The sequence below is a fragment of the Bacteroides sp. 2201st1_D9_2201SCRN_220225 genome (genome assembly GCF_040928965.1).
Lineage (GTDB): Bacteria > Bacteroidota > Bacteroidia > Bacteroidales > Bacteroidaceae > Bacteroides > Bacteroides stercoris.
The window spans coordinates 1-13,951 of record NZ_JBCODG010000095.1 but is presented as its reverse complement, the minus strand read 5'-3'; the positions used below and the strand labels follow the sequence as shown (position 1 = coordinate 13,951).

The 13,951-nt window shown below is 41.3% G+C and carries 11 protein-coding genes and 1 pseudogene; 5 read left to right on the top strand and 7 right to left on the bottom strand.

What is annotated here, in order from left to right:
- Positions 1-117: 117 nt before the first annotated feature.
- The 5 genes and pseudogenes from AB5903_RS20220 (at position 118) to AB5903_RS20200 (ending at position 8,850) form a co-directional block, all read left to right on the top strand.
- Positions 118-1,644, top strand: a complete 1,527-nt coding sequence (locus AB5903_RS20220; protein WP_195658661.1) for an Mfa1 family fimbria major subunit — start codon at positions 118-120, stop codon at positions 1,642-1,644.
- 143 nt (positions 1,645-1,787) lie between these two features.
- The gene (locus AB5903_RS20215; RefSeq protein ID WP_195658660.1) at positions 1,788-2,756 is read left to right on the top strand and encodes a FimB/Mfa2 family fimbrial subunit; all 969 of its coding nucleotides are present in this window, start codon (positions 1,788-1,790) and stop codon (positions 2,754-2,756) included.
- Between the two features lie 76 nt (positions 2,757-2,832).
- Positions 2,833-4,086, top strand: coding sequence for a hypothetical protein (locus AB5903_RS20210; protein WP_151871565.1), 1,254 nt, complete (start codon positions 2,833-2,835; stop codon positions 4,084-4,086).
- A 57-nt stretch (positions 4,087-4,143) separates the two neighbouring features.
- Positions 4,144-7,728 (top strand): FimB/Mfa2 family fimbrial subunit, encoded by a 3,585-nt coding sequence (locus tag AB5903_RS20205; RefSeq protein ID WP_195658658.1) that lies wholly within the window; start codon positions 4,144-4,146, stop codon positions 7,726-7,728.
- Between the two features lie 219 nt (positions 7,729-7,947).
- A pseudogene (locus AB5903_RS20200) lies at positions 7,948-8,850 on the top strand (IS982 family transposase).
- 295 nt (positions 8,851-9,145) lie between these two features.
- Here the strand turns inward: AB5903_RS20200 and AB5903_RS20195 are convergent.
- The 7 genes from AB5903_RS20195 to AB5903_RS20165 form a co-directional block, all read right to left on the bottom strand.
- Positions 9,146-9,607, bottom strand: coding sequence for a transcription initiation factor IID (locus AB5903_RS20195; RefSeq protein ID WP_272710671.1), 462 nt, complete (start codon positions 9,605-9,607; stop codon positions 9,146-9,148).
- Positions 9,600-10,037 (bottom strand): hypothetical protein, encoded by a 438-nt coding sequence (locus tag AB5903_RS20190; RefSeq protein WP_195658657.1) that lies wholly within the window; start codon positions 10,035-10,037, stop codon positions 9,600-9,602. Before AB5903_RS20190 ends, AB5903_RS20195 begins: the two co-directional genes overlap by 8 nt.
- A gap of 66 nt (positions 10,038-10,103) precedes the next feature.
- Entirely contained in the window at positions 10,104-10,511 is a 408-nt protein-coding gene (locus tag AB5903_RS20185; RefSeq protein ID WP_195658656.1) for a hypothetical protein, read from the bottom strand.
- A 75-nt stretch (positions 10,512-10,586) separates the two neighbouring features.
- Positions 10,587-11,336: a hypothetical protein gene (locus AB5903_RS20180; RefSeq protein WP_195658655.1), complete on the bottom strand. Its 750-nt coding sequence runs from the start codon at positions 11,334-11,336 to the stop codon at positions 10,587-10,589.
- Positions 11,337-11,467: 131 nt separating this feature from the next.
- A complete protein-coding gene (locus AB5903_RS20175) occupies positions 11,468-11,812 on the bottom strand; it encodes a hypothetical protein (RefSeq protein WP_258998398.1) in 345 nt (114 codons plus the stop codon).
- A 308-nt stretch (positions 11,813-12,120) separates the two neighbouring features.
- Positions 12,121-12,918 (bottom strand): hypothetical protein, encoded by a 798-nt coding sequence (locus tag AB5903_RS20170; RefSeq protein WP_195658762.1) that lies wholly within the window; start codon positions 12,916-12,918, stop codon positions 12,121-12,123.
- Between the two features lie 521 nt (positions 12,919-13,439).
- Entirely contained in the window at positions 13,440-13,853 is a 414-nt protein-coding gene (locus AB5903_RS20165) for a hypothetical protein (RefSeq protein ID WP_224200146.1), read from the bottom strand.
- Positions 13,854-13,951: the final 98 nt, after the last annotated feature.

The window sequence follows — 13,951 nt, the reverse complement described above, 5'->3', positions numbered from 1 at the left end:
GATCTAAATGATCCCCTGATTCCGGGGCTTTTTGATTAATTGTTTAACTCGTCCCATTTTAACGGGACACTAATGGTATTAATAATTAAATTATTTATTTACTAAACAGTTTAAGTTATGAAAGTAAACAATTTATTTTTAGCGGGAGTTGCAGCCTTAAGTCTGGGCATGACAGCTTGTAATAATGAGGATATCCCTCAGGTAAACAATCCGGGCGAAGGAACAACATTTGCAGGAATGTATATTTCCGCTATGAAGGATGTCTCAACCAGAGCGGTGAATGACAAACAGGAAGATTACGGAGGAAGACCGGGAGAGAGTACACTTGAATCTCTACGGCTTATTTCTCCCGGTACGCCTCAGGACTGGACGCTAGGAAGCGCTGACGAGGAGAATAAATTCTGGGAGACGACACCGGCCGGCACTTACAAAGTTGCTCCATGGAAAGCCACTTCGGGTTCCCAAGCAATGGCGTTGTTGTTTAACAGGGGCACTCTTGATCCCAGTATTGCAACGGCCATGAACTGTGTATATGGAAGTACGGCTACTGCGGTGGCCGACATCGCGGCTCTCGCCATGGAAAATCAGTTCGTGATGACCTCAAAGGCCGAGCAGAAAACCATCAAGGATAATATCTCCGAGGAAACAGTCAAGACAGGCATGGGAGAGGCTCAAAATGTATTCTCCTTTGATGTGGAGCGTGTCGTGGCACAAGGATTGGTCGCGAAGGATGCCGCTTTGAAAGACAAAACTGCTGATGGAAGAGGAACGGTTGATCTTGATAACCTCACGTATACGGCTATCAACGGCGCCGCAAAGACATATCTTTTCCGCAACCATGCAGGAGATCGTACAATCACAGTGGGAGACGGGCTTTACAAAGATTTCACATCCGCTATTGATGACTATGTTGATTTTCAAAATGCCCAAGATCCGAACGGTACTGCCAAGGAGCATTTGATCCGTCTGGGAAACCTCTTGCCGGAAGAGACTCCAACAGCGGATAAGCTTGGCATGTACGCGGCCAAGGCGGTTGCGGCAGATGCTACTGAGGCTAAAAAGGTGGCAGGTATTTATTTCTTGGAGAATTCCGTAAAAAAGGAGGAACTCACAACTGACAATAAGAATTTCGGTTACTATCGCCTACCGTATGCCAAGGTCTATACGACTTATACTCCAAAAGAGGTATTGCATTGGGATCAAGATCAAAAGAAGTTAATCAGTAAACCCGGGGTAAAGGGCGAGACGTTCTATCAAGGAGAAGGTGATGGGCTGATCTATGCCAGCAAGGATGCCGCAAAGAAAAGCCAGTTGAGCCCGGATCAAAAAGCTTACACTTACGCAAAAGGGAGATGCGCATATCGTGCGTTATGGAACCGTCAAACAAACGCTGATGGAAAAACGATTGTGAACGCTAATACTCGTCGTAACAACACCTATCTGTTGACAATTACGGCTTTCCAGGGCCTAGGTATGCCGTGGGATCCTTCCGATCCTAAAGATCCGTATCTGCCGAAGCCTGATGATAAGGAAGAACCGACGAATCCTGAAAATCCGGATATCGAGAAAGAAGAGACCTATATGCGTGTCGAGGCCAAGGTACTCCAGTGGAACCTCGTTTCACGTGATGTCGTTTTGGAGTAATTTTAATATTAGATTGCTGATAAATTCAGCCTGCAATTTCTTACATAGCTGTGAGAGAGAAGAGGAATTTTTCCTCTTCTTTCTCCAATCAACAAACAGTTTGGTTTCAAACTGTTAAATAACCCCAACATAAACTATATCAAATGAGAATCAGAAGTGTACATTACATCGCATTTATCATGTTGCTGGTTTACTGTCTTATAGGATGTAATTCTACGGTATTTGATGACTTGGGTGGTTGTCCGCAAGGTGTTTATTTCCAGTTCTATAGACAGACCCCTTGCGAACAATTTCCTGGATATCCGTCAGATATCAGAGAAGTCCGGGTATTTGTCTTTGATGATGATGATCTGCTGGTGGGCGAATTTTCTGACAAGAAGGCAGTCCTTTCGGCAGATTATTCTTTGTCCGCCACATTGCGGCATACGGGGAAACTCACGTTTGTCGCATGGGGTGGCAGTGACCTGGAGGCCTATGATTTTTCAGATTTTCGGGAAGGCGTTACTACCAGACAGGAAATGCAAGTGTCACTGCGGTTGAAAAACGGACGGATTTCCTCAGCCCTCGGGCCTCTGTATGTCGGTCTCGCCTCCATATCACTGGAGAACCGGAAGGATATGGGAAGCGTGTATGAACGGGTGGCTTTCAATATGCAGGAATTGACATACCGGGTACACTTCACAATCAGTTCCATAGGTTCCCCTTTCCCCATAGACGAGGAATTCGTCATCAGGATAGAAGATGACAACGGTGTGTATGATTTCAACGGCCGGATCGCCCTTTGTGAACGTTTTGAATACGCGACCGAAGCCGTACATGACGCTGAAGGGGCATTGAAAGCGGATTTCACGCTGATGAAACTGGAAGAGGGAAGAAATGCGTTCGTATCTCTGATTGACAAGACAACCGGGGAGATTCTTTATACCGCTAATCTGGTTGATGACATCCTCATGTTCCGGGGAGATGCGGGCGAACCGCCGTATAGCCTGGAATGTGACCATGATTTTCCCATAACCCTGAAACTCAAGTACGAAAAGGAAACATGGATGCTGATACAAGCGACCGTTTTGGATTGGAATGTCGTTTCCCGCCCCATAGAATTGGAGAACTGATAATCAGACAGATTTTAAAACTAATGATTCGTGTAATATTAGAAAGGAATTGGTATTATTATAAAAATGATAGATAATGAAATACGGAATTGTGATAAAGCTGTTGATGGTGGCCTGTGTATCAATTGTACAATTGACCGGATGTTCGTCTGATACGGAAGAGTTAGAAAAATCAGTTTCGGGTATTCCCATCCGGATTGTGGCGGAAATGAATGGAGGAACCGGTATTTCTCAGATGACAAAGGCGTCTGTACGTTCATCCGGAGAGTGGAAAGAGAATTATATCGGTGCAGAGGAATATGAGAAAACTGTTAAACATGTTCTTCTCTTCGCTTTTAAGAATATGGAGAGCTCTCCGGAAAAAGTTATTTTCTATTATTCTCAAGGAACAACCAACCCGTTGGCGGGTATAACCGGCATTGAGCATTTTGAGATGAGAGAGATGGGTAGAGTGAATGCAGGCGAATCCAATATAGCCTTGGACCTGGAGTTGATGGGAGGCGATTATAATTTTGTTTTGTTGGTTAATTGTGAATCCGGATTGGAAAAAATCAGGAATGGACATACAATTCCTGATCCGAAGCAATTAATGGAAAAGACCGAAATTTTCACATCTGACGATCTGAAAGGAGAAAACCGGAAGTATCTTCCCATGACTGGGCAGTGTAACTTCCATGTTCCGGATAATGTAGTTAGTAATAATAGGATTACCCTTTCTCCCTGCATACTTCTGGAACGTATGCATGCCCGTATTGAGTTCATACTTACAACAGTTGATGACAGGGGGAATTATCTGTCTCCTTTGTTACCTCTTTCCAAAGTGACAAAACTCACCCTGAACAATGAAGCTAGCGGTTATTCTGTACTGCCTTCTTCTGGGGAATACACCGCCACTGGAAGTGGTAATCCGGATATGAGAGGAGTAGATTATGCGGGGACTCCCCTATTATTGCCGGAAAGAGCTAGTTTCCATGACGGTGCCAACGAGGGGTCCGGAGAATCCGCTTTTGTGACCAAATGCAAAGAAAGACTGCTTCCATATATGGGTAAGACACCTAGCTACATCTATGTGGCTCCGGGAGTCTACGGGAAAGGGAAAGAGGGGGCGCTGGCCTTGGTCTTATCCGTCGATTATCGGATGGGAACCCCCGATAAGCCGTATAGGATCGAACTCTATAATCCGGATCTTTCCGAGAATGATAAGGGTTATTACAACATCCGGCGTAATACGGTTTACCGTGTCTTCGCCACACTGAAAGGACCCGGAAATATGGAATATGACATAGTTGTGGACGAATGGGAGGATACGGAGGTGGCTATCCCCTGGTAACTAAGGTATGGTCAGTCATGCCATCACGAAGAAAAACAGTTTAAAGAATAGATACATATGAGAATCAAACATTACACTTTGATAGTCGCTTTTCTGGCGATATCTATGGGAATCCCTCTCGTGCAAGGGTGCAGTGATCCCTTCGATGAGTATGGAAACGGCGGGACAGAAATGCCTGTCAGGGACGGCTGGACGTCTGTCAGCATGTCTGTCGAAGGACTTGGTCTTCGAAATCCCCTGACACGGTCTCTTACACCGGAGGGGGAGAATTCCACGGCAGCGGAGAGGATTAGGGTACTTGTGTTTGACAAGGACAACAAGTTTTCATATGAGGCCAAAGTGACCTCCTATATTCCTTCCGGTGATCCGGCTGACAAGAAAGACAAGGGTACCATGACCTTGTTGGCGAAAAATACTCCTTCAGACGATACCAGTACATTCGTGATGCTGGCCAATGTCACCCGGTCAGCTAATACAGACGCAGACGGACTGGCTGGAAAGACACGGGAGGAAGTCATGCAACTTTTCACTTTCTCCATGCCGGACAAGGGGATATGGAAAGACGGGGAGTTGCCGATGTGGGGTGCCTCGGACCCGGTCAGGGTGGATCACAGTGCCGGTGCCGTTCCCAAACTTGGAACTGTCTATCTGGTCCGTGCCGTGGCACGTGTGGACGTGGGGCTTAACTTGAGCAACATATCGGAAGGGGCTTCTACATTCGATGAGAAAGCCGGGGGGATTGAAGGGATAACGCTGACTAAAGTGTTTTTTTATAATACCAATACGACGGGACGGGTCTCTCCGTTCGAGAACGGGATTTACTGGGATGAGGCCAATAGAAAGGCGAAACAGCCTTCTATTCCTGATCCTGCTCCGGCTGTGACAGGAAAGATTGATAGAACACCTTCCATAGTGGATGAGAAAATCTTGTTACGTGAGGTATATGTTCCGGAGGCGGTCAATGTGCCGACGGCTGCCACGCAAGGAGCCAACGGAGAAACTCTTCCTGAGAATAATACGGAAAATTACTTGAAACGTCCTTATATCGTTGTCGGACTGACCGGTGCAGATAAGAGCCGTCCTGACAAGGAAACTTTCTTCCGGATAGACTACCTGAAACGTACCGGAGCCGAGGCTGATGCGACATACGAGTACCTTCCCTTGCTGCGTAACCACCGTTATCTGGTAAATATCAAGGCTGTAGGTGGTCCGGGATTCGATACGGAAGAGGATGCTAGGAAAGGACCGGCCGCTAACATCATGTATAATGTTGTGGTATGGAACGAGTCCACTATGTCTGATGTATTGTATGACGGGCAATATATGCTGGGGGTCAGTGCCGACCATTTCACTTTTTATAGGGAGGGAGGCAGCCTGACGGCGAAAGTGCAGACTTCCTGGCCGGAAGGATTTACGATAGAGGGACTGCCTGCATGGATCAGTAATTCTATAAAACCTTCGGATCCGGATAAGACCGCACCGACGGATGAGAAAACCGCGACCTTTACGGTCACAGAGCATGTGGATGCATCCCGAAGGTGGCCGGAAAAGCCGGAAGATGCCCAGAATGCGTTGAAAGCCGCTTATGTGAAGGCGGGGCGTATGAAATGGTTTCTTGGCTTTGAGCAGTCTAAGGATATCAATGTCACCTTACAGATTTTTGCGGACGAGGCCTGCAGCCGGCCGCTGGAGTTTATTGAGGTCAATCAGTATGGCGAGAGCTATGGGCAGGCAGGCAAAGTGGTAACGAAAGACGGGCGGACGCTTACGGCGGAAGAGGCAGGTGCCAGGGTTACTTTCTATGTAAAGACAGAACCGCATGATTTGGAACCCGTATTCCATGCTGAAGCCGCCAATCCGTTCAAGATAGAGAAAGCGGGTCAACTTGCCGGGGGAATATGGAAGTATACGGTGACAGCTCCCGACATTACAGGAAATACGGAGTATTTCGATAATTTCAATACCACTTATACTTTCACCGTCACACATGTGGAAACCGGTAGAAGTGCGTCGGGGAAACTCAGCCTCCTGCAGAAGGAATATAGTGCTATCCCCTTTTTTGACAAATTCCTGCATCAGTCATTGCTGGTATCCAATAACAGTATCTATCTGATGGATGGCAAACAGAAGCAATATTATGTCAAAGCCAACAGCGAATACAAAATTGAGTTGGTTTCCGCTTTGTCCGACAACGGAGCAGGTGATGTGATAGAGACGTTCGCTCCTTTCTATGAGAAGGATCCTTCCCTTTCCGGGAAACCAGTTTCTTTCACGGCTGTTGACGATATCACAACCTCACGTCTTTACTCCGGTAAGGCGAAATTCAAGATTTATTCCCCTGATGGTCTTTTTCCGGAAAGAGAATTTGAGTTGGAGCTGGTTTCCGGAATTGTACAGCCTGAAGCGAATACATATATGCTTAAAGCGGGAGCAAAGCAAGGGATCTTTATTCCTGTTTCCCGGGTAAATACTGCCTATGAGTATTACAAAAAGCTTCTGGATCATGACGCTGTTTTAAGTGATAAGCAGGGACTTCCCGGTAGCAAAGAGGATTTCATGTTGAATAAGTTGGATGCAGATGATGATTGGAGAGTCAATATCGTGTGGACGGATATTAAAGAGGCTGGTGGGCATAATGATATAGAAAAAGCGGGACTCAGTGAATTGTCCGAACAGGGAGGTTCCGGTCCGGGATCATATATTTATGTCAAGCCAGGGCAGACTCCGGGAAATGTGTTGATAGAAATTAAATCTGGAAAGATCAAGGGGAATCCGACACTCTGGTCCTGGCATATCTGGATTGTTGACAAGTATCCGACAGTATTGGATGTTGCGAGTCAGGGAGGTGATGGTCCGAAAACGGTTCGATTGATGTCGCATCTGTTGGGAGCGTACGAAAGGGTCCAATCACAGTATAGTGCAGATGCATATAGGGAATTTGGTATGCAATATCAATGGGGCAGGAAAGATCCGTTCCCGGCACATGATGTTCGTGTCAATAAAAACTTTTATGACGGCAGTGGCAAGCTATTTGATTTCCTTTGGGAACAGAGAGGAAATGATGTGGATTATGGAAAAACAGATGCTCAGCAAGCGAGAGGGGCTGCTCTTACGATGAAACAGAGCATCGAACATCCAAACGCTATCGTCTCTCATCAAAGTTTCTGGCTGTATGAATGTTTCCCGCATAGGTTTGTTAGTTATTTCAAAGACCGCTGGGTATTCCTGTATCCATGGAACCAGCCTTCTCGGACAGGGAATCCGGAGGATGTAGGCGGGAAAACCGTATTTGACCCTTCTCCTTACGGATTCCGGATTATGTCGCAGAAAGAGGCTGTAACTTTGAGGTCTGCATATTATTATGCAAGTCGTTCCGGCCTTAACACACCGCTGCCTGGAAGTATCTATGACGGCAGTTTTACAGATGGCAAGTCTGGGGGTAATGAAGTCATTTTCGCCGTGGCACAAGCCAGAAGCGATACTCATGCAGGGCGTTATCTGCTTAATTCCACTGGAGGTCCTGCCGGTTGGGCGCCTACTTCCAATACAAGCGCTGTTTACAGGCGTTGCATGACCTATTCCGTACGTCCGGTCATTGATCCGGATGTGCAGGAAGACTACAAAAAGTATTTGCCGGAATAAGTCATACTCCGTGTGAGCTTTTGCTTGCACGGAGTAAAAAATCTTGTTGTGTTTTTCTGCAGCGTATCATATTCGGGTGTCTTTTTATAGTCATGTATTCACGAAATAAATAACGTGAGTTCGAAATAAGAATAAATATAATCTATAGAGACATAGGGATATAGTAATAAAAGTATTAAATTTATGGTGACAAATTATATTGTTTAAACGATTACCACTATGTTCTCAGAGTCTAAAGTTACAGAGATTCATTGTCTGTCCGATGATTTTTGCAAGAAATTTGTGTTGTAACAGGAAAAATATATGATTAAGGATAAGAAAAAAGATATTGCAACAAGCCCAACTGCATGAGTGATGCTGAGATTATGGGTATTCTTATCCTGTTTCATTTAGGGGCCGCTGTTTCAAGCATTATTACAAAGGGTATGTATGCAAACATATTAGGCACTTGTTTCTGAATCTGGTTTCCTATAACCGTTTCGTAGAGTTGGAGAAAGAAATACAGCTTCCTCTAACTATCTCCATTAAGAAGCTTCTATTGGGAACGTGTACGGGCATTAGTTTTGCTGATTCCACTCCTTTGCATGTATGTCGTAACCAAAGGATTCTGATTCATAAAACATTTGAAGGACTTGCAGAACGTGGAAAATGCTCTATGGGATGGCTCTTTGGATTTGAACTGCATTTGATAATTAATGATAAGGGGGGGAAATCCTCTATTTCATGTTTACTCTTGGGAATGTGAATGACCGGAAACCGTTAAAGTAGGGTAGGTTTCTGGAGAACATCAAAGGGAAACTCTGTGCAGACAAAGGATATATCGGATGGGTCTCATTTGAGAGCCTTTTCCTTGATGGCATAAAGCTTGTCACTAAAGTTAAAAACAATATTAGAAACTCACTAATGAGTATTGCTGACAAGATTCTGCTCAAGAAAAGAGCTTTGATTGAAACAGTCAATGACGAGTTGAAAAACATAGCACAGATAGAGCACTCCAGACATCGTTCTTTTAACAACTTCATTGCTAATTCTCTGTCAGCCATTGCTGCATACTGTTTCTTTGAAAAGAAACCCGCTATTGATGTCATTTTTATCAATGACTGGCAACTGGTTATTTTCTAATTTTATTTCGAACTCGCATTAAGTAAGAGTGTAATAGGAAGAAAGTTGCAGTATATACGCGGTGAATTATTCGGTGTCATAGGAGCAGAGGCTTTTGGTAAGATACTGATAATGAATAGAGAAATTAAAAGTTAATCATTCCCCGTCTCTCCGCTGGAAAGAATTGCAAAACGAAGAAAACCCCTGTAAATTAATATTTTACGGGAATTTTATTTTTGGTGCATAGCAAAAATAAGCATATCAAAGCATAGAAAACATAACGATTTTAATAGAATTAAGGATCATATCCAATCCTTTAATTCTTTATAAAGGAATAATATACCCAATAGATAAAAATCCAAGCCATATCTCCGGCAAGCAGACTGATAATTCGTTGCCTGAATTTTAAATCATACTTTTTCGCTTTCAACTGTTTCAGTTTGGGAAAGAAGTCGCTTGGCTGGTAATGCCTTTTAAACAAGTAAAACGGGGCGAACATAAACATGAAGAGCATTTCCCGCCATTTATAGCTAATATTCCTGTTCCTTTCGTTACGCTTGTCCATGCGTGCCTGTTCTGCACGTGCGGCAGCATCCAGTCTTCGCATGAAGGCTTCCTCTTTCTCCTCCATGATGTCGGCTATTATCTTGTCGTCCACGCCTCGGTTATATAGTTCCAACTTCGCCTGCTGCACCTGCTTGTCGGTATATTCGCCTGTCACGTTATTGGCAATCAGCAATAACTCATCTGTTACATATTTTTTTAATTCTTTATTCATTGCATTTAATGTTTTGGTAAGGGACACTTTGACTATTGTGATAAACGTTTTCCATTTCCTTGTATTCTACTATTTTTCCAACAGATACGACCTGCGTTTGGGGAGGTATAAACCAATCATAACAATAGGTCATTACCGACAAGGGCAATACAAAAATCAGTCCGATTGCTAACATACGGGAAAAAACTATCCATTTTTCACAGTTCATTGCCCAAAAGCTCAGGAAAGTTACAACACTCAAGCTGTAAGGGAGCAGGGATGCAAATGCAGTTAGTCCCAACGGCAAACAATATACTAATGTTTCTGTTGCAGCCAGTTCATAAAATGTGCCTTTATTGGCTTCCCTGATAACAAGTCCTGTAAAGCCACATACTAAAACTATGGAAAAAGTGACAGCGAAATATATACTAAGTTTCTTCAAATTCTTCATATCCGTTTTATTGAAAATCTAATGCCGTTTGCCGCCGTTAGGTGGAACAAGCGATAGTCAACGAATTTATTTCTTTTTTAGTTTATAAATATAAGGTAATGAAAGGTTTTCTGCAAATGAAATTCTTGCTACACCCATATCATAGTTGACTCTTATCGACAAAGGAATATCCGGGTCTTCATACCAATATTCAATGACTGGATACAATGAACCATCCTCTGTAAAATCAGTTTCTGAAGAGATGTAAGCATAATCGGATATGTAAGCATAACCTTTATACACATCTACCTGCTCCCCCTTTTTGATAGAAGATAGAGCGAAATAAATTCTTTTTTTATTGATTCTTTTGATTATTAACTCTTGATATACCGTATTATTCTTATAGCACAAGGTATCTGTATCCAATACTTGGCCTATAACTGTCATAGACGGAAACAAGAAGAGTAAAACTGTATGAAGTAATTTTATTACCATTGTATTTATGATTTATTATGTTGTCAATGATTAAGCGAGGAACGCTGTCAAGCGTAATCACGCTTCGTTATAAACTCAATGTGTTTTGCATGATTGGCTTTCATTTGCCCACCATTCTTGTTCTTCCACTTCACGGGCCTTTTGTATCTCATCCGTTGTCAGATTTTCATTGTGGTAGGCATTATATAGATTCTCCCAGCCATTCTTACGATATTTTGGTAGCACAATCCATTCGCCAGCATCATTAAACAGGCAGAAGTTTACAGGAGTATCGGGTATGACTTCATCTGCCCAAGAGCAGATCTTTATCTGCCCATTTGCAGATCTCCAGTTGCCCCTATATTCAGCCAAGTTCAATCTCAGTTCTGCCATTTCATTCCGTCCTTTCTCTATTTGCTGTCCGTTAACCCGATACCCTTGCTCGAAAAAACCGGAAAATACACCGCTATATCGTTTATCTCCGTATTCTGCAAACGAATAATGCCCGTATATGAAACCGTCCACTTCCATACATTCACTTTTCATCATTTGAGAACAAGAAGAAATGCTATCTATATAAATATTTCCTTTAAACAGACAGATTAAAGTCAATCGGGTACGACTGGCACCTTTTATCTCATATTCTTTATTATCCATTTTCCGAACTTCGGTAAAATGAATGTCAATTCGGCTACAGTCTTCTCCTAATATGCCAATCATGCTTAAATTGTCAAATAAGCCTGAAAGATCTTGCCGCAAAATATCCGCTTTGGGATTTTGTGAATAGGCTACTCCACAAATCCAAAAGAGGAAAAAAATATTAATATGGTATATTATCTGTTTCATATATCTATCACTTTCAACTCAAAAACAGCACTTTTTTATCTTAAAGATAAAAACATAGCCTATATAAAATTTCAAATCTTTCCTATTTACTGATTTTATTGTATTTACCGTCCAAAGACAGTTAAACAGAATCAATTATTAGACTTTACAATCGGAAAAGGCATGATACTGTCTTTTGCATTAAGTAATGAATGACAGTGTCCAATAAAAACATTTTTACTTTCATCTACCTGAAAAGAATATATCTCATATCTCTTGTGTGGAGTAACATCACCACCATCAAAACTACCAATATATTTCTCTATTATTCCTTGTTTCTTATATACTCTCTTTTCATTATAGTCATCAAATAGTGATGCCGTTACATAATGACGGATTATATACTGCTTATCTTCAGCTATCTTTTCGGAATTGCTTGAACAGTCAATGAATATTGCCAACAACATGAACAACCCTTTAGGAATTAACAGACTCATAATTATACTGAGCAAATAGATATTTCTATATATCCGTATGCCGTATTTGACTCCTTTAGGTACTTTATCAGGTATGCGTATAAAAAATGAGAATATCAAGGACAAGACGAACAGATACCCGATAATATATCCGATATTCCATCGTATTTGATCCATTTCCGGAACAGAGCATAGGATTGTCAGCCCCAGTATTCCACATAAAGCATGAATACCAAGAATGGTATAAAAGAACTTAGATTTCGTTATATTTCGATGCATATTGTTTATAATGGTTAGAAAGGAGTATCACCAGATGTTATCTTTCGTAGTTACCGATATTTTATTTTTTTATATATACAATCTATTTTATCTGTCTGAATTAACCCTTTCTTATATACAAGAAACTTATAGACTTTTTCTTCTTTCATAATTTCTTGTCTATCATCTTCCAGATTTGTCCAGACAAAATGTAGCACTTGACCGGGATAACGTTCTTGTATAGTTGAAGGAATCAGTTCGGGAACAACTTTGCAAATGACTGTATTTTGTTTAATCTCCCAATTCCCTGTATGGAAAACAGTTCCAGATATATCCCAGCTAACCCATTCATCAATCAATTCAAATGTGCCGTCAGCATTTAATTTCATGGTTGCATCAGATGTAACCAGACAGTCGCTGTTTTCTAGTTCCCATCTACATTTATATGTACCGACCAGTTCTGATTTTCTGATAGTATCTTTAACTGATAGATTGGTCGTTTTATATTTCTGATGATAATACCAATTATTGCAAGACTTTGGGTATCTCCAGACATGGATATTCTGTGGAAGCGTATCATTCGCAATAAATTCCACTACTTGAAAACAGTAAGGATACCTTGTGTCAAAATGTTCTATGAGCAGTGTATCTCCACGCATACATTTAATGGAAAAATCCGAATCGCAAACGATAGGATATCGTTGTTTAGGATTATGTTTTATATATAGTTCATGTAGGAAAGTAGCTTCACTGGCATCACCATCATATACAATGTTCCCACGGAAAAGAATGGAGTCTTTCCCTGTTTGCCCCATTATCATTTGAAATGGGAATAGCACTGACAATATGATATAAAAAAGTATCTTCATTTTACGTTTTTATCGGTAATGGTTAGAAAGTAGCATCGTCAGAGGCTATCTTTTGTTGTTACTAACTTATTAAATCTTTATTGTATAATTTTTAGCCAATGACGATGTATTATTATAAAATAAAGTAATACAACCAAAATGGGATAAATCATCCATGATATGAAGGAAGAAACCTTTTGGCTATTAAATATCAGAGGTTTACTCCTTATAATTTCCATACCTTTTTTCCTTTTGATATAATACGAACAGAATGTCTTGTATAATAAAACATAGATTATGATGAAAAACACAAAAGGGGTTTTATAATTGAAATTCTCCTCTATCAGTAGATATACCAATACTATAACAGGAAGAAATAATATTCCACATATTATCTGTATCGTCCGCTCATGTGGATTTTCCAATATAAATTTATCCCTATTAAATATGAATATCTGATAATACATCGCATCTAAAATGAATTTTATCATAAAGAGTTATTCGTATTGTTAGTAATAGTTAGAAAGGGGCATCGTCAGATGCTATCTTTCGTAGTTACCGATATTTTTCCTTAATGTCTTATGAATAAAGTTATCCAAGTCTTTGGAGTTATAGAATTTCCATGATGAATATGCAATCATATTACCTTCCGGATTTTGTGATATGCTCCAATAATTCATACATTCTTTGTCCACATATTCCTTAATTCTGATAATTTCTTCCAGCGATAAACTGCTTAATTGAACAAAATATTCGCCGGAATAATCTTTGTTGATAAATGATGTACTATCAACAAACTTGTTCATGTGTGCGATACAAGCATAAAGGGCATATCCTTTTGCGTCTTCAAACCGTTCTCTATATGCAATCTTTTGCGTTGTACAACTTGCAGTTACACAAATCACACACATCATTGTTATCATTTGTAGGTGTTTCATATCTATAACTTTAGTCATTATCGGTAATGGTTAGAAAGGGAGGTTGTGTCAAAATGCTGACACAGCCTCTTTTTATGCGCAAAGCCCAGACTTTCTCAAGCCCGGGCTTTGTTATT

Coding starts and splice junctions, on each gene's coding strand:
- AB5903_RS20220 (WP_195658661.1), top strand. CDS start 118: ATGAAAGTAAACAATTTATTTTTAGCGGGAGTTGCAGCCTTAAGTCTG.
- AB5903_RS20215 (WP_195658660.1), top strand. CDS start 1,788: ATGAGAATCAGAAGTGTACATTACATCGCATTTATCATGTTGCTGGTT.
- AB5903_RS20210 (WP_151871565.1), top strand. CDS start 2,833: ATGAAATACGGAATTGTGATAAAGCTGTTGATGGTGGCCTGTGTATCA.
- AB5903_RS20205 (WP_195658658.1), top strand. CDS start 4,144: ATGAGAATCAAACATTACACTTTGATAGTCGCTTTTCTGGCGATATCT.
- AB5903_RS20195 (WP_272710671.1), bottom strand. CDS start 9,607: ATGAATAAAGAATTAAAAAAATATGTAACAGATGAGTTATTGCTGATT.
- AB5903_RS20190 (WP_195658657.1), bottom strand. CDS start 10,037: ATGAAGAATTTGAAGAAACTTAGTATATATTTCGCTGTCACTTTTTCC.
- AB5903_RS20185 (WP_195658656.1), bottom strand. CDS start 10,511: ATGGTAATAAAATTACTTCATACAGTTTTACTCTTCTTGTTTCCGTCT.
- AB5903_RS20180 (WP_195658655.1), bottom strand. CDS start 11,336: ATGAAACAGATAATATACCATATTAATATTTTTTTCCTCTTTTGGATT.
- AB5903_RS20175 (WP_258998398.1), bottom strand. CDS start 11,812: ATGAGTCTGTTAATTCCTAAAGGGTTGTTCATGTTGTTGGCAATATTC.
- AB5903_RS20170 (WP_195658762.1), bottom strand. CDS start 12,918: ATGAAGATACTTTTTTATATCATATTGTCAGTGCTATTCCCATTTCAA.
- AB5903_RS20165 (WP_224200146.1), bottom strand. CDS start 13,853: ATGACTAAAGTTATAGATATGAAACACCTACAAATGATAACAATGATG.